The sequence below is a fragment of the Streptomyces sp. NPDC002734 genome, assembly GCF_040295685.1.
GTDB lineage: Bacteria > Actinomycetota > Actinomycetes > Streptomycetales > Streptomycetaceae > Streptomyces.
In genome coordinates this window covers 68750-84257 of sequence record NZ_JBEOVU010000021.1, presented here as the reverse complement: position 1 = coordinate 84257, position 15508 = coordinate 68750, and the positions used below count along the sequence as shown (strand labels likewise).

The window sequence follows — 15508 nt, the reverse complement described above, 5'->3', positions numbered from 1 at the left end:
CCCCGTCACCCGAGCGGCTGGGGGAGGGGCTGTTCGGCTGTCTGGTCGCGCGGGAGCGAACTTTTCGGCCTGTCGAGGGGTTGGTGTGCGCGGACGGTCCGGTGCCCGCGCGGTGGCCGACCACCGGCGCGGGCACGGTGCCTGTACGAGGGGTGGCCGCAGTGCCGCGCGATCCCGACACGAAGCTGGCGGACAGCGCGGTCGGCCGCCATCCGGATCGCCGGGCCGCGCAACTGCTGACCGATCCCGCGTTCACCGTGTGGGCCCAGACCATGACCGCGGAGACCGCTCATCAGTGCGCGACGACCTGTCGGAGTGCGTGGCTGAGAGGTTCGAGGGGCCGGACTGCGTGCGCTTCCTCGACGGCACCGTCCATCCGACCGGGGGAGCCGGTTCGGGGATTGCGCCCCGGCGGGAACGGCGGCGGGCGAGGCGACAGGGTACCTGTACGACAGGGCCACGCATTAGCCGGAAAGCTGAGCAGAACTGGAGGAGTGGAGTGAATCCGATGCAACAGAGCGACGAATGGACCGAGTTGGCATACAAGGGCCTGGGTGGAGCGCCGCTATGGGTTGTGATCGGCCTCCTCGTCCTGGGGTTGGCATGGGCCGCAGTCGCGGCATCGAGGAGGGGCAGGTGACCGGATCCGGCACACGCCTGCAGCGGAGGGCTTCGGCGTCATCGAGCCTTACGAGGCTCCCGTGCTGTTGAGTGGAACTCGACGTTTCGTGTGACGCGCGGGGCGAGAAGACGGTCAGGTCGATGCCGCGCTCGTCCCTCAGCTCGTCGGGAGAGGGCGCGGCCGAGGGGTCGCCCACGGCGGCGATCTGGCGCTTGCGCCACTCCTCCAGGGCGGGCGGCGCGGTGGTGTGGTGCCCATGGGAGGGCGGGCCGGTCAGGATGTGACGCTCAGTCCGTCAGGGTCCGGGAGAGCACCTCACGCTGCAGCGGACGCACCAGCGCGTACAGCTCGCGGCCACGGGCGGTGGGCGCCACCCACACCCCGCGCCGGTCCTCGCGGCACACAGTGCGCTCCAGCAGGTCCTCGCGCTCCAGGCGGCCCAGCAGCCGGGAGAGCGCGCTCTGGCTGAGGTGGACCCGCTCGGCGATGTCCTGCACACGGCAGGGGACGCCCGGTCCGTCCGGCGTCCCCGACACCAGGACCTCCAGCACCTCGAAGTCGCTGGCGCACAGCCCGTGCGGATGCAGTGCCCGGTCGATCTCGCAGACCGTACGGGAATGGAGCGCGAGAATGCCGCGCCACCGTTGCTCCAGCCGCGCACCGGCCGTGTCCGCTGCCATGGGGCCCATCGTAGGTCGGCGTCGTCCGGCGGGGGAGACCCCGGAAGCGCCCGATCGGACGGGGCGTCAGCCGGGTCGCCGGGCGGACACCCGGCGGGCGTCGCGCGGGCTCACCACGTCCCGGTCGAACGTCTCAGACGACGGCCGGCCCCTCGCCGGGGCGGTCCTGGACCAGGCCCACCGGGTTGCCGTCCGGGTCCCGCACGGTGGCGACCAGCTTGCCGGCGCCGACGTCGCGGACGTCCTGGACCACCTCCGCCCCCGCGGCCAGCACCGCGGCCAGCGTGGCCCGCAGGTCCTCGACGTGCCAGTAGGGGACGGGACCGGTCAGCCCGGCGTCGTGGCCGTGCGGGTCCAGCCCGATCTCCACCTCGGCCCCCTGCCCGTCCGCCGTGCGGAACCCGGTCCAGTTGGTCCCCTCGACGTGCGGCTCGACGCCGAGCAGCGCGCGGAACAGGGCCTTGGCCCCGTCCGGGTCGCCGACGGGGTAGACGATGGTCCTCAGGCAGGGCTCCATGCCCCCATGCTCCCCGTCCGCGCGGCGGCGCGCATCCGGCGTACGCCCTCCCGGACAGCCGCCGCCTCCCGCCCGGCCGGTCACCCCGGGGTGACCGCCACCTTGCCGGCCGGCCACTCCGGTACGACCGCCACGTCGCCGCCGGTCACCCCGGGACGACCGCCACCGAGGTAGAGCAGTGCCGCAGCACCGTCCGCGTCACGCCGCCGATCCGCCCGCGCGCCCCGCCGCGGCCCACCACCAGCAGGGAGGCGTCCGCCGCCGCGTCGACCAGCCGTGACGGCGCAGCGCCGAACCCCGTGCGCACCGTGACCCGTACCGACGGGTGACGTTCCCGCCACGGCGCCAGCACCGCGCGCAGTTCCTGTCCCGCCCGCCGCTCCAGCTCGCGGTCCTGTGCCGGATCCGCCCCGGGCGGCCGTCGCCAGGCGTGCACCACCTCCAGCCGGGCATGCCGTCGCGCCGCCTCGCCGAAGGCGAAGGCCACCGCGCCGGCCGCCGGTCGCCGCGGGTCCAGGCCCAGCACCACGTCCGGCGAGGGCTCGCCGTCCCACGACGGTCCCGGCACGCCCGAGGAACCTCCGGCCTCCGGCCCGCCCGGGGACCGCGCCAGCACCACCGGACCGCTCGCCCCCGCCACCACCGCCAGTGTCACCGGACCGAGCAGCCACACGTCCTCGCCGCCGTCCGGACTCCCGGCGGCCCGGGACCCCAGCACCAGCGGGCACCCGTGCGAGGCCGCGTCCAGCAGCGCGGACGCCGGCGCCTCGCGCACCTGCTCGAACGTGACCCGCAGTCCGGGCCGCCCGGCGGTCAGCCGCTCCGCGGTCTCCCGCAGCACCCGCTGCGCCCACCGGCGCCGCGCCGCCTCCACCTCCGGGTCGCCGCCGCGATCCTCACCCGCCGCCGCGTACGGCTGCCAGGGGCCCGCGTGCACCAGCCGTACCGGACGCTCCCACAACTCGGCCTCCCGCGCGGCCCAGTCGGCGGCCGTGAGGCTCTCGGGCGAGCCGTCCACGCCGACGGTGACGGTTCGGGGCATGATGCGCGCTCCTGGGCTCTCCTCGCGGGGACACGGGCGTCCTGTTCCGGCACGGTGGAACGATCACGGTGTCAGGACGGGCCCGCCCGGCGTAGGGCCGACCGGCCCCTTTCCTCGGCCCCCCGGTGACGGCGCTAGGCTCGAGCACCGACATGAGTGACACCCCCGCCCCGGACGCCCCCCTGCCGGACCCCTCCGGACGCCGCGCCGCCTCCCGCACCGGACCGCCGCGCGCACCCCGGTTCCCCCGCGCCTGGCGTGCCGACGCACCCGTGGTCCTCGCGGTCGCCCTCGGCGGCGCGCTGGGCGCGAGCGCCCGTTACGCGGCCGTCCTGCGCTGGCCCGCCGCCGCGGACGCCTTCCCGTGGGCGGTCTTCTGGGTCAACGTGAGCGGCTGCGCGGTGATCGGCGCCTTCACCGTGCTGGTCACCGAAGGGGCGCGGACGCCGCATCCGCTGCTGCGCCCCTTCTTCGGCACCGGGGTGCTCGGCGGCTACACCACCTTCTCCACCTACGCGCTGGACGTCCACCGGCTCCAGGACGCCCGGGAGCCGCTGGCGGCCCTCCTCTACCTCGCCGGCACGCTGCTCGCGGCCCTGGCCGCCGTCCTCCTGGGCACGGCGGCCGCCCGGCTCGCACTGCGCGCGAGGAGGCCGCGGTGAACTGGCTGCTGGTGATCGCCGGCGCCATGGTGGGCGCCCCGCTGCGGTACCTCACCGACCGCGCCGTGCGGCTGCGGCTGAGGCCGGACGCGGTCTTCCCGTGGGGCACCTTCACGGTCAACGTCGCCGGCTCGCTGGTGCTGGGCCTGCTGACCGGAGCCGCTGTGGCCGGGGCGGCGGGGGAGCACCTGCAACTGCTGCTCGGCACCGGGCTGTGCGGGGCGCTCACCACGTACTCCACCTTCTCCTGGGAGACGCTGCGCCTGGCCGAGGAGGGCTCACCGGTCCTCGCGGCCGGCAACGCCCTCGGCAGCCTCGTCGCGGGACTGGCCGCGATGTACGCGGGCGTGGCCCTGGGCGACGTGGTGTGGGGCTGATCCGGCTCCGTCCGGCGCGGGTCCCTCGCCGGGCCGGCCGGGCGCCCGCGGAGTACCGTGGGAGCAGGGGGCCGAGGAGGTGCGGCATGACCACGGCCACCACTGTCTCCGCCCGGGACATCCCCCGTACTCCCGCCGTCCAGGCCCGCAGGGTCAACGCGGCGGAGATACGGGCCTCCGTAGACCTACTGGGCTCACTGCCGCCCGAAGCGTGGTCACGACCGACCGCCTGCACCGGGTGGACCGTGCGGGACATGGCCGCCCACGAGGTCGGCCAGTGCGAGGAACTGGTCAAGCCCTGGCTGATGTTCACCCGCGTCCGGCGGGCGCGGGCCGAACACCCCGGCCTCGGCGCCCTCGACGGGCACAACGAGGTCCAGATCGAGGACCGCGCCGACATGCCGGGGGAGCAACTTGCCGAGGAACTGGACCGGTTCGGCTCCCGCGGCGTGCGCTCGCTGGGCCGGATGCCCGTCGCGGCCCGCCGCCGGCTGCGCACCAGCATGATCTTCCCGGAGGGCCGGACGCTGCCCGAGGACTCGATCGAGTACCTGCACGACGTCCTGGTGGCCCGCGACCCGTGGATGCACCGGGTGGACATCTGCGACGCGACCGGGGCGGAACTGGTCCTGGGCGCGCACGACCAGGAGGTCGTGCGGCAGATCCTGCTGGACCTGGCGCTGGGCTGGACGGGGCCGCCCTGTCAGCTGGAGCTGTCCGGCCCGCTCGGGGGCAGCTACCGGATCGGCGACCTCGCCGGTCCGCCGGCGGTCACCCTGCGGGCCGACGCGGTCGTCCTCGCCCGGCACCTCTCGGGGCGTCCGGCGCGCGGGGAGATCGAACTCGACGGCGACGAGGAGACCGCCGCCGCCCTCGCCGCCGCCCGCGTCATCTTCTGACCTCACGGCCACGGCGCCCGATCTGGCGACCGTGTTGTCCCCGGCCGCCGCAGCCGACGTGACGCCCGCCGTGTGTGACGCCGGCCGTGTCCGGCCCGGCCGCCGGGAGGCGTCACCCGTCCGCGTGCCGGGCCCGGCGACGGCGCGCGCCGACCACTGTGGCGCCCGCCGCCACCGCCGCCGCGCAGCCGCCCAGCAGGGCGGTCCGCCACCCCACGCCGCCGTCGCCCGCGACCGCCGCCGCGTGCTCCGTGGCGGGACCGGGCCGGTGCGAGGCCGGGGGGCCGGCCGCGACGGGAGGCTCGAGGGACCCGACTGGGCGGACCCGTCCCGCGGCGTCGAAGCCCCAGTCCAGCAGGGACCGCGCCTCCTCGTACACGGAGCCGGGGGTGTCGTCCTGCGGGTTGAGCACCGTGACCACCAGAGTCCGTCCGCCCCGCCTCGCCGCCGCGATCAGCGTGTTGCCCGCCTTGCTGGTGTACCCGTTCTTCACCCCGATCGCCCCGGGGTAGGCCTCCACCCCCAGCGCCCCCGTCAGCAGCCGGTTGGTGTTCTGGATGTCGTACACGCCCCGTCGGCCCGGGAACTTCGCCACAGCGGTCCGGCAGTACTCCGCGAACCGCGGGTCGTTCAGTCCCGCCCGCCCGAACACCGCCAGGTCGTACGCGGACGAGACCTGCCCCGGCGCGTCGTACCCGTCCGGCGTGACCACGTGGGTGTCGCGGGCGCCCAGTTCCTCGGCGGTCTCCCGCATCCGGGCCACCGCCGCCGCCGTGCCGCCCGCCATGGCGGACAGGACGTGCACCGCGTCGTTGCCGGAGCTCAGGAAGACGCCCCGCCACAGGTCGCCCACCGCGTAGTCCCGCCCCGCCTCGACCCCGACCAGGCTGCTGCCCTCGCCGACCCCGGCCAGCTCCGCGTCGGTCGCCCGGTGACGGCCCTCGGGGACCCGGGGGAGCAGCGCGAGCGCGAACAGGGTCTTGAGGGTGCTGGCCGGCGGGAGCGCGCGATGCGCGTCGTGCGCGGCGAGCACGTCGCCGTTGCGGGCGTCCGCGACCACCCAGGAGAGCGCCGTCACCTCCGGGACCCGTGGCGCGCCGCCGGTCAGCCGCACCTGGGTGCCCGAGGTCCGCAGCGGGTCCGGCGGCGCCGCCGTCGGACTCGGCGCCGGCGCCCCCGCCCCCACCGCGAGCAGGGCGCACGCGGCGACGGTGACGCGGCGGGCGCGACCCGAACCGGACCTCCATGAGAAAAGTGCGCTTTTCATATGAACAACGTAGGAATGGGGTGCTGCGGCGCGCCGCACGCCACGGCCGGATCGGGCCGAGCGACACCCGGATGCCGTACGGCCGCCGTTATGCTCCGAGAATGTCCGCTCCGAAGGCGCACGCCCCAAAGGCCGTCCCGCAGACGACCGCTCCGCGGGGGCCGACGCTCGGTCAGCTCGCCGTCCAGGCGCTGTCCTCCGTCGAGCACGGCTACGACCTGCTGGCCCCGATGTTCGACCACACCTCGTTCCGCACCCCCGACCGCTTCCTGCGGGCGACACGGGACGCCCTGGCGCCGCTGGGGCCCTTCGCGGACGGCCTCGACCTGTGCTGCGGCACCGGCGCCGGGCTCGGCGTCCTGCGGGACCTGTGCCCCCGAAGCGTCACCGGCGTGGACCTCAGCGCCGGCATGCTGGACCGCGCCCACCTCGCCGCCCCGTGGGCGGACCTGGTCCGCGCGGACGCGCGCGACCTCCCCCTCGCCCCGGAGTCGTTCGACCTGGCGGTCACCTTCGGCGCCCTGGGCCACTTCCTGCCCCGCGACCTGCCCGCCCTCCTCGGGCAGGCGTTCACCGTGCTCCGCCCCGGCGGACGCCTCGCCTTCCCCCTGCCCGGGCCTCCCCGCCCGGGATCCCGGCAGGCCCTGGGGCTGCGGGCCTTCGACACGGCCATGCGGATCCGCAACGCCGTGTGGCGCCCGCGGTTCGTCATGTACTACCGCGTCCTGACCTTCGGGACGCTGCGCGACGCCCTCGCCCGGACCGGGTTCGCCGTGGAGACCTACGCGATGCCGGAGTTCGGCCGCCGCGAGGACGGCAGCCCGCGCTGCCGCCTGGTCGTCGCCACCCGCCCCGCGGTACCCGCTCAGTCCTCCGGCGAGGCGGGACCGCCCGACGGCCCGGCGTTGTAGCGCTCCAGGTAGGCGGCGAAGCGGACCAGGTCCTCCTCCGGCCAGCCGTTCAGCCGTTCCTTGAACGCGGCCCGCCGGCGCTCGGTCACCCGGGCGAGTATCCGGCGCCCCGCCTCGGTGAGCTGCAGCACCTGCACCCGCTGGTCCTCCGTGTCCTGGCGGCGCTCCACCAGACCCTCGCGCTCCAGCACCGCGACCTGACGGCTGACCGTGGACTTGTCCAGCGCGTAGTACTCCGCCAGGTCGGTGGCGCGGCAGCCGGAGCCCTCCTCCAGGTGCCCCAGCAGCGCGAACGAGACCAGGGACAGTTCCGGATGCAGCCGGCCGGCCAGGGCGCGCGCCCGGCGGGCGAACGACGTCATCTCGCGGTGGATCGTCTCGATCGCCACATCGGCGCCAGAGTTCACGGGAACCTCCTCACGTTCTGGTTGCAGAATACAACCACGGCGGCCGGAGGTGGGAGACCAGGCACCGCCACGGCGCGGACAATGCGGATGCCCGGCCGGGGGGCGCTGGGTAGGGTGGCCGCGCCCGAGCGGGTCCGCCGCCCCGCCGCCCGCCACCGACAGCCGCCCCGTCGCCACCGCCACCGACAGCCGAGGCCGATGACAACTCCCCGGACATCATCCCCCGTTCCGCCGGCCGCCCCGGACGCCGTGGTCGCCGCGCTGCGCGCCGCGGGCTGCGTCTTCGCCGAGGAGGAGGCCGCTCTTCTGGCCGCCGCGGCGGACACGCCGGACCGGCTCGCCTCCCTGGTGGCCAGGCGCGCGGCCGGGGAGCCGCTGGAACACGTCGTCGGCTGGGCCGAGTTCCGCGGACTGCGGATCGACGTCGCCCCGGGGGTCTTCGTGCCGCGCCGCCGCACCGAGTTCCTGGTCGGGCGCGCCCTGGCGCTCGCGCCCGCGGCGAGGGTGGTCGTCGACCTGTGCTGCGGGTCGGGTGCGCTCGGGGCGGCGCTCGCCGCCGCGCTGCCCGGAGCGGAGCTCCACGCCGCCGACATCGATCCCGCCGCCGTGGACTGCGCCGGGCGGAACCTCGCGCCCTGGGGCGGCCGGGTCCACCACGGGGACCTGTTCGCCGCCCTGCCCGCGGGCCTGCGCGGACGCGTCGAGATCCTCGTCGCCAACGTGCCCTACGTGCCGAGCGCGGACATCCGCCTGCTGCCCGCCGAGGCGCGCGAGCACGAACCGTCCGCCGCCCTGGACGGCGGCCCCGACGGACTCGCCGTGCTGCGCCGGGTGGCCGGGGGTGCCCCCGCCTGGCTCGCCCCCGGCGGCTGCCTGCTCGCCGAGACGAGCGGCCGTCAGGCCCCGGCGGCGCGGCGGGCCTTCGCGGAGGCCGGTCTGATTGCGGGGGTGGCGGTCTGCGAGGACAGCGAGGCCCATGTGATCACCGGTGTGCTCCCGGCCGCGACGCCCGCCCGCTGACGGGCGGGGCTCCCGAGGGCGGGTGCGCTGACCTCACGACATGCGTTGCGCGGGCCTCACGACATGCGCGGGCCTCACGACACGCGCGACCTCACGACATGCGCGGGCCCCGCGACCGCGCGGGCCCCGCGACACGCCTGGGCCGCCGTCCGGCTGTCCTGCCGGGCGGCGGCCCAGGTGCGGCGCCTTCGGAGAACCGCTCAGAATCGGTGCGGCCTGGCCCGGCGGCGCAGGTACCAGGCGCCGCCGCCGACCCCGGCGGCGACCAGAGCGCCGCCCGCGACCAGGGTGAGGGTGGTGTGGTCCTTCACGGCGCCGCCGATGCCGCCCATCACGCCGCGCGTGGGGGAGGCGGTGGCCGACACGGTCGGAGTCGCCGTGGAGGTCGGGGTGGACGTGGGCGTGGCTGTGGGCCGGGCGCCCGAGACGATGACGGACTGGGTGCCCGCCGTGCTGTTGTTCGAGCACCGGACGATCACCGTGTAGGTGCCGGGGGAGACGCTCGACCAGGCCGCCGACTGGCTGGTGGCCGAGCCCGACAGGGCGACCTGACGGCCCTCGGCGAACGTGTTCTGGGTGCTGTTCAGCAGCGAGGCGGTGCCCCAACTGCCGTTGGTCTGGGTGCAGGCGCTGGTGGTGACCGCGACGGTGGTGCCGCTGGTGCTCACGGAGATGCCCGGGGCGGCGACGGCCGACCCTGCGAAGGCGAGCGGCAGGGTGGCGGCGGCCACGGTCAGGCCTGATCGGACGATGACGCGAGGTGTACGCATGGGTCTGACCTCCGGCGGCACGGCTGGCGGACATTCCTGGCGCCGCCGAGGATCGGGAGGCCCGTACCGCCCTCGGGGACAGCCAACGTCCCCGGCGCGCCGGGCGCACCCGGGGAGCACCCGGACAGGTGACGCCCCGCGGAGGGACCCGCACCGGTGGCACACCGGTGGCCCCTGCCTCACCGGCCGGTGGTCACCGTCCGCTCCGGCGAGAAGCCGCCCCACGTGCCGTCCGGAAGCTTCGCGCGCAGGCGCACCCGGTGGGTCTCCCCGGCCTCCCCGCCGAGGTAGAAGCGGTGGGTCGCCCGGCCGTCCGGGGCCTCGCCGCCCCACACCAGCGTGGTGGCCGGCCGCCCGTCGAGGTGGATCCGGTACTCGGTGATCACGCCGTCGGCCGGCGGCGGCTCCCAGGAGATCTCCAGGTGCCAGGCGCCGTCCGCCCGCACCGCCTTCGCGCGGAACGCGGCGGGGGCCGTGGCGCGCCCGTCGTCCTCCTTCGCCCCGGTGGTGGCGACCCGGACCCGGCCGCCGGCGGGGGAGAGGTTCCCGGCCGCGTCCCTGGCCCGCACCGTGAAGGAGTAACGGGTCCCGGGGCGCAGGCCGGTGACCACCGCGGCGGTCTGCGCGCCGCCCACGCTGTGGATCTTCGTCGAGCCCTGGTGGATCTCGTAGGAGACCACCTCCTGGTCGTCCGTGGCCGCCTCCCAGGACAACTGCGCCGCCCGGCTGCCCACGGCGCGGCCCTCCAGGCGCTTCGGCGCTGACGGCGCACGGGTGTCGGCGGCGCCGGCGGCGGGGGTGGTGGCCCGCACGACGGCGCTGCGCGGGCCCAGCCGGCCGTCGGCGGAGCGGGCCCGCACATGGAAGGTGTAGGCGGTGTCCGCCTTCAGCCGCACCACGTCCGTCATGTGCTCGGAGGCGGCGACCTCCTTCACCTTGGCGGAACCGCGGTACACCTCGTAGGCCTCCACCCGGGAGCCGTTGTCGGCCACCCGGCTCCACATCACATGCACGCTGGTGGCGCTGCCCGCCTGCGCGGTGACGCCGGCCGGGGCCGCGGGGAGCCGCCCGCCGTCCTCCTCGCCGGCGGTCGCGCCCCAGCCGCACGACGTGGTCAGGACCGCGATGAGCAGGGCGCCGCAGCACCGGGCCGCCCGACGGGGAACGCGCTCCGCACCAGCCATACCGAACCTCCGCCGACAGGACACGAACATTGGTCCGTACCAATATGCGCACGCTGACGCGGGCACATCAAGAGTCCGGCCGTTGACCCGGCGGGCACAGCTGTACGTATGCTGAACCCCCTTGCGGCCGGGCCGACCTGACGGCGGGTCGGCCGACGGCCGCCGGCGCGGATCCGCTGTCGTCGCTGTTCACGCGCCGGGCGGGGAGCGGGGGCCGGGACGAGGCGCAGGTCCGTCCCGGCCCTCCCTCGTGCCCCGCTCCCGCTCGTGGCCGGCCCTCCCGCGTGCCCGGGCGCGCGGCCCTGGGAGACCTCTGCCGTCTCTTCACGATCTCTTCCGGCCGCACCTGCCGTCGCGGTGTTCACCTGGGAGCGCGGGGGTGATGAGATGTTCGGACCTTGGCCGGCCCGGCGGGACCGCCGGGCCACCGTACGGAGGAGTGAGAACGATGCGGGTGCCCATGACCATCGCGGACTTCCTCGACCGGGCGGAGGCGGGCTTCGCCGCCGGCCCCGGGGTGGTGGACGAGCTCGACCAGCCGGCCCGGCCCGTGCCGCCGAGCACCTACGGCCGCTTCGCCGAACGGGTGCGCGCCTGGCAGGCGGGCTTCGACGCGCTGGGCGTCGCCGAGGGCGAGCGGATCGCCGTGGTCAGCCACAACTCGGCCCGGCTCCTCGAACTGCTCTTCGCGGTACCGATGAGCGGACGGATCTGCGTGCCCGTCAACTTCCGCCTGCGGCCCGACGAGGTCGACTACATCGTCCGCCAGAGCGGAGCCTCGGTGCTCCTGGTGGATCCCGAACTCGACGCCGAGCTCGCGCAGGTCTCCGTCCGCCACCGTTTCGTTCTCGGCGAGGAGACCGAGCGGACGCTGATGCGCTTCGACGTCGAGCCGCGCCCCTGGTCGGAGCCGGACGAGAACGCCACCGCCACCATCAACTACACCTCCGGCACGACCGCCCGCCCCAAGGGCGTCCAGCTCACCCACCGCAACATCTGGGTGGACGCCCTCACCTTCGGCCTGCACACCCGGGCCTGGGAACGCGACGTGTACATGCACGTCCTGCCCATGTTCCACTGCAACGGCTGGGGCATGCCGTTCGTGATGGCCGGCCTCGGCGTGCCGCAGATCGTCCTGCGCAAGGTCGACGGCGCCGAGATCCTGCGCCGCGTCGAGCGGCACGGCGTCACCCTGATGTGCGGCGCCCCCGCCGTGTGGAACGCGGTCCTCGACGCCGCCGCCGACTGGGAGGGCGAGATCCCCGGCCGCGACCGCGTGCGCATCGTCTGCGCGGGCGCGCCGCCGCCCAGCCGCACCATCCAGCGGGTGAACGAGGAACTCGGCTGGGAGTTCCTGCAGATCTACGGCCTCACCGAGACCGCGCCGCTGCTCACCTTCAACCGCTCCCTGCCCGGCGACGACGCCCTGCCCGCCGAGCAGCGCGCCCACCGGCTGTCCCGCGCCGGGCTGCCCACCCTCGGCACCCGGCTGAGGGTCTCCGGCACCGGCGAGGTGCTGGCCCGCTCCAACACCGTGATGGAGGGCTACTGGGAGAAGCCGGAGGCCACCGCCGACGCGCTGGACGACGGCTGGTTCCACACCGGCGACGGGGGCTTCCTCGACCCGGACGACGGCCACCTCACCATCTCCGACCGCAAGAAGGACGTCATCATCACCGGCGGCGAGAACGTGAGCTCCATCGAGGTCGAGGACGTGATCTTCAGCCACCCGGCGGTCGCCGAGGTCGCGGTGATCGGCGTGCCGCACGAGAAGTGGGGCGAGACGGTCAAGGCGCTGGTGGTCCTCGCCGAGGGGGCCCGCGCGGAGGAGGCCGAGATCATCGCCCACTGCAAGGAGCGGGCGGCCGGGTACAAGGCGCCCACCAGCGTCGAGTTCCGCGACTCCATCCCGCGGACCGCCACCGGGAAGATCCAGAAGTTCAAACTGCGCCGGCCCTACTGGGAGGGAGCCGACCGCGGCGTCAACTGACCGGGTAGCCTGCCCGTTCATGAACACTCTCGACGCCCTGGCCGCCGCCCCGTACGTCTCGGTCACGACGTTCCGCAAGGACGGGCGGGCGGTGGCCACCCCCGTCTGGGTGGTGCCGGACGGGGAGGGCGCCCTGGCGGTGTGGACCAGGGCGGACAGCGGCAAGGTCAAGCGCCTCCGGCGCGACGGCCGGGTGACGGTGGCCCCGTGCGACTTCCGCGGCAACCTCCGCGGCGAGGCCGTCGAGGCCCGCGCCCGTCTGGGCACGCCCGAGGAGACGGCGCGGGTCCGCCGGGGCATCGCCCGCAAGTACGGGCTGACGGGCCGCCTGACCCTGCTCGGCAGCCGGTTGCGCGGGGGGCGCGACGCCACGGTCGCGGTCCTGATCGGCCCGGCGGACTGATCCGGCGCCGTGCGGGACGCCCGGGGCGGGCGTCCCGGTCCGGCGTTGTCGGTGGGGTGCGGCAGCATCGGGAGCATGAGTCCGTTGCTGTTGACCGACGTCGAGCAGGCGATCCGCGCCAGTTGGAGCGCCGAGACGTGCACCCCCGAGTACCGGCCGCACTGGCGCCCGGACAACCCGGCCCGCGACCAGTGCGGCGTCACCGCGCTGGTCCTCCACGACCTGCTGGGCGGCGAACTGATCCGCGGTGAGGTCCACGCCGACGGCCGGTGGACCGACTACCACTGGTGGAACCGCCTCGGCGCGGGCGTGGAGATCGACCTCACCCGCGAGCAGTTCGGCCCCGACGAGACCGTCACCGGCGGCCGGGTGATCGCCCGCCCCGCGGAGATCCGCCGCTGCCGCGAGGAATACGAACTCCTGCGCGCCCGCGTCCTGCGCAAACTCGGCGCGCCCGCCACCACCCCTTGACCGCGCCGCGCGGACTCCCAACCGGCCCCCGCGGTGCGAACGCCGGACCGGCCGATACTCCTGACCGCGTGGCGCACGGCCGGGCCGGCCCGCTGCACGGCGCGCAGCCGCACCGATCGACCGCGCGGCGCACGGCCGGAGCGGCCGACCTGCCTCACCGGCCGGCCCCGGGCCTCTGCCCTGGGCAGAGGCGGACGACAGCCGGGCGGGGCGCCGGGAGGATGGGCGGCATGACCGTCGTCTCCGTACGCCGCCTCGACCTCGGGTACTTCGTCCGCCCCGCCGCCGAGACCGGGGGTCCCGAACCCCGGGTGGAACCGGTGCTGGCCTATCTGGTGCGTCACGCACGCGGACTGCTGCTCTTCGACACCGGCATGGGCGACGCCGGCCCCGCCACCGAGGCCCACTACCGTCCGCGCCGCAGGTCCCTGCCCGAGGCGCTCGCCGCTGCCGGCGTCGGCCCGGGGGATGTCGACCTGGTGGTCAACTGCCACCTGCACTTCGACCACTGCGGCGGCAACCGCGGTCTCACGGGGCGATCGGTCGTGGTGCAGAGGACCGAGCTGTCCGCCGCCCGGGCCGGCGGGTACACCGCGGACCACCTGGTCGACTTCCCCGGCGCGCGGTACGAGGAACTGGACGGCGAGGCGGAGCTCTGGCCGGGCGTTCACGTCCTCCCGACTCCCGGCCACACCGAGGGGCACCAGTCCCTGGCGGTGACGACCTCCGCCGGCGTCGTCGTGGTCGCCGGACAGGCGTACGACCTCGCCTCCCACTTCTCCGCGGACCACCTGGCCCGTCGCGCCGCCCTCGACGGCACGGAACCTCCTCTGCCTTTCCACCGTCCATGGATGGACAGGATCGCCGCCCTCGCACCCCGGCGGGTGCTCTTCGCCCACGACTGCGCGGTCCGGGAGCCGGGGGACGAGGGGGCGGCTACCGTGTGAGACCTGGACCTGCCAGGCGGAAGGAGTCCGAGATGCCGTACCGGATGCGAGGCCGTGGCCCCGCCCTGCTGGCCGCCACCTGCCTGCTGCTGGCCGCCTGCGGGTCGGTGGAGGCGTCCCAGCCGGACGGGGCGTCCCTCTCGCCCTCGCCGCGATCGACGTCGCCGTCGGGTGAAGCGCCGAGTGAGCCGGGGGAGCAGGGCGGTGACGGGGCGACGCCGAGCGAGCGGCCCGAGACCGTCCGCCTCACCGTCTCCGGCGGGATCGCCGGCGTCCGCCGCTCCATCCTGGCGTCCACCGACGGCACCGTGGAGATCAGCGACCGCAAGGAGGGCGTCCGGGAGGCCGATCCGCTCAACGGCGTGGACCGCGACCGGCTGCGGGGCCTGCTGGAGAAGGTCGACTTCGCCGCGCTACCGCCCCGCAGCGTCGACGAGGGCGCCCGCGACATGTTCGTCTACACCCTGGAGCACGACGGCCACGCCGTCGTCACCGACCGCAGCGTTCCCCTCGGTGAGGCCGACGACCTGATCGGCCAACTGGAACGCTTCCTCGAGGAGCGACTCTGAGCACGCTGAACCTGTGGCGCCGCCACCTCGGCGCGGTGCCGGAGTCCGTCTGGGACCGGCGCGAGCTGCGCGTGCTGATCCTCGCCGACAACGACCTCACCGAGCTGTCGCCCGCCGTCGGCGGGCTCCGGCAGCTCACCACGCTCGACCTCGGCCACAACGCGCTCACCGAACTTCCGCCCGAGCTCGGGGAGTTGACCGGGCTCACCGGCTGCCTCTACCTCCACGACAACCGCCTGACCCGTCTGCCCCGCGAACTGGGCCGGCTGACCGCGCTGCGGCTCGTCAACGTCGGCGACAACCGCCTGGCCGAACTGCCCGACTCCCTCACCCGCATGGCCGCCCTGGTGGAACTGCGCGCTCAGCACAACGCGTTGACGGCGCTCCCCGAGCGGATCGGCGACCTCGCGAGGCTGCGGGAACTGTGGCTCAAGGGCAACCGCCTCACCGAACTCCCCGCCTCCACCTCCCGGTTGCGGGAGCTGAGGCACCTCGAGCTGCGCGACAACCTGCTCACCGAGGTCCCCGCCCCGCTCGCCGGCCTGCCCCTGCTGCGCACCCTCGACCTGCGGGGCAACCGGATCGGCCGCCTGCCCCCGTGGCTGACCGAACTCCCCTCCCTGGAGAAGCTCGACCTGCGGTGGAACGATCTCGTCGTCGACCCCCGTGACGACCCGGTGGCCGTCGCCCTGGAGCGGCGCGGCTGCGTCGTGGTGGCCTGATCGCGTCACCGGACCGACACAGTCTTGACTTCCCTCGCACTCCTGGCG

At 75.3% G+C, this 15508-nt stretch carries 18 protein-coding genes and 1 pseudogene; 11 read left to right on the top strand and 8 right to left on the bottom strand.

Features of this window, described 5'->3' with window-relative positions; genetic code table 11:
- Positions 1-731 precede the first annotated feature (731 nt).
- From ABT026_RS19995 to ABT026_RS19980, 4 genes and pseudogenes are all read right to left on the bottom strand, one after another.
- Positions 732-899: pseudogene (locus ABT026_RS19995) on the bottom strand (amidohydrolase family protein); the annotation flags it as partial.
- 10 nt (positions 900-909) lie between these two features.
- Positions 910-1302 (bottom strand): MarR family winged helix-turn-helix transcriptional regulator, encoded by a 393-nt coding sequence (locus ABT026_RS19990; protein ID WP_351116010.1) that lies wholly within the window; start codon positions 1300-1302, stop codon positions 910-912.
- Positions 1303-1435: 133 nt separating this feature from the next.
- Positions 1436-1819, bottom strand: a complete 384-nt coding sequence (locus ABT026_RS19985; protein ID WP_351116009.1) for a VOC family protein — start codon at positions 1817-1819, stop codon at positions 1436-1438.
- A gap of 145 nt (positions 1820-1964) precedes the next feature.
- Positions 1965-2861, bottom strand: a complete 897-nt coding sequence (locus ABT026_RS19980; RefSeq protein ID WP_351116008.1) for a universal stress protein — start codon at positions 2859-2861, stop codon at positions 1965-1967.
- Between the two features lie 152 nt (positions 2862-3013).
- Here ABT026_RS19980 and crcB (ABT026_RS19975) point away from each other — a divergent pair, with 152 nt between their 5' ends.
- From crcB (ABT026_RS19975) to ABT026_RS19965, 3 genes are all read left to right on the top strand, one after another.
- Complete coding sequence (gene crcB, locus ABT026_RS19975; protein WP_351116006.1) at positions 3014-3523, top strand: fluoride efflux transporter CrcB; 510 nt, start codon at positions 3014-3016, stop codon at positions 3521-3523.
- A complete protein-coding gene (gene crcB / locus ABT026_RS19970; RefSeq protein WP_351116005.1) occupies positions 3520-3900 on the top strand; it encodes a fluoride efflux transporter CrcB in 381 nt (126 codons plus the stop codon). The genes crcB (ABT026_RS19975) and crcB (ABT026_RS19970) overlap by 4 nt, the downstream gene beginning before the upstream one ends.
- A gap of 86 nt (positions 3901-3986) precedes the next feature.
- Positions 3987-4799: a maleylpyruvate isomerase family mycothiol-dependent enzyme gene (locus ABT026_RS19965; protein WP_351116004.1), complete on the top strand. Its 813-nt coding sequence runs from the start codon at positions 3987-3989 to the stop codon at positions 4797-4799.
- Between the two features lie 112 nt (positions 4800-4911).
- Here the strand turns inward: ABT026_RS19965 and ABT026_RS19960 are convergent, their stop codons facing one another.
- Positions 4912-6066, bottom strand: a complete 1155-nt coding sequence (locus ABT026_RS19960) for a D-alanyl-D-alanine carboxypeptidase family protein (RefSeq protein WP_351116002.1) — start codon at positions 6064-6066, stop codon at positions 4912-4914.
- A 101-nt stretch (positions 6067-6167) separates the two neighbouring features.
- On the opposite strand from ABT026_RS19960, the gene ABT026_RS19955 reads away from it, so the two are divergent.
- Positions 6168-6977, top strand: a complete 810-nt coding sequence (locus tag ABT026_RS19955; protein ID WP_351116001.1) for a class I SAM-dependent methyltransferase — start codon at positions 6168-6170, stop codon at positions 6975-6977.
- Here ABT026_RS19955 and ABT026_RS19950 read toward each other — a convergent pair.
- Entirely contained in the window at positions 6932-7339 is a 408-nt protein-coding gene (locus ABT026_RS19950) for a MarR family winged helix-turn-helix transcriptional regulator (RefSeq protein ID WP_351116075.1), read from the bottom strand. The two genes, ABT026_RS19955 and ABT026_RS19950, sit on opposite strands and share 46 nt — an antisense overlap.
- Positions 7340-7582: 243 nt before the next feature.
- On the opposite strand from ABT026_RS19950, the gene ABT026_RS19945 reads away from it, so the two are divergent.
- Positions 7583-8404 (top strand): putative protein N(5)-glutamine methyltransferase, encoded by an 822-nt coding sequence (locus ABT026_RS19945; protein WP_351116000.1) that lies wholly within the window; start codon positions 7583-7585, stop codon positions 8402-8404.
- A 200-nt stretch (positions 8405-8604) separates the two neighbouring features.
- Here ABT026_RS19945 and ABT026_RS19940 read toward each other — a convergent pair whose 3' ends face one another.
- Positions 8605-9174 carry a hypothetical protein gene (locus ABT026_RS19940; protein ID WP_351115998.1) on the bottom strand — a complete coding sequence of 190 codons (570 nt, stop codon included), beginning with the start codon at positions 9172-9174 and terminating at the stop codon, positions 8605-8607.
- 179 nt (positions 9175-9353) lie between these two features.
- On the bottom strand, positions 9354-10358 hold the full coding sequence (locus ABT026_RS19935; protein WP_351115997.1) for a fibronectin type III domain-containing protein: 1005 nt from the start codon (positions 10356-10358) through the stop codon (positions 9354-9356).
- Between the two features lie 448 nt (positions 10359-10806).
- Here ABT026_RS19935 and ABT026_RS19930 point away from each other — a divergent pair, with 448 nt between their 5' ends.
- The 6 genes from ABT026_RS19930 to ABT026_RS19905 all read left to right on the top strand — a co-directional run bounded on the left by ABT026_RS19930 (position 10807) and on the right by ABT026_RS19905 (position 15460).
- Entirely contained in the window at positions 10807-12348 is a 1542-nt protein-coding gene (locus ABT026_RS19930; protein WP_351115995.1) for an AMP-binding protein, read from the top strand.
- A 19-nt stretch (positions 12349-12367) separates the two neighbouring features.
- A complete protein-coding gene (locus ABT026_RS19925) occupies positions 12368-12751 on the top strand; it encodes a PPOX class F420-dependent oxidoreductase (protein WP_351115994.1) in 384 nt (127 codons plus the stop codon).
- 75 nt (positions 12752-12826) lie between these two features.
- Positions 12827-13222, top strand: a complete 396-nt coding sequence (locus tag ABT026_RS19920) for a YunG family protein (protein ID WP_351115992.1) — start codon at positions 12827-12829, stop codon at positions 13220-13222.
- Positions 13223-13443: 221 nt separating this feature from the next.
- A complete protein-coding gene (locus ABT026_RS19915) occupies positions 13444-14169 on the top strand; it encodes an N-acyl homoserine lactonase family protein (protein WP_502968015.1) in 726 nt (241 codons plus the stop codon).
- Positions 14170-14201: 32 nt separating this feature from the next.
- On the top strand, positions 14202-14738 hold the full coding sequence (locus ABT026_RS19910; RefSeq protein ID WP_351115989.1) for a hypothetical protein: 537 nt from the start codon (positions 14202-14204) through the stop codon (positions 14736-14738).
- A 35-nt stretch (positions 14739-14773) separates the two neighbouring features.
- The gene (locus ABT026_RS19905) at positions 14774-15460 is read left to right on the top strand and encodes a leucine-rich repeat domain-containing protein (protein ID WP_351115988.1); all 687 of its coding nucleotides are present in this window, start codon (positions 14774-14776) and stop codon (positions 15458-15460) included.
- Positions 15461-15508 lie beyond the last annotated feature (48 nt).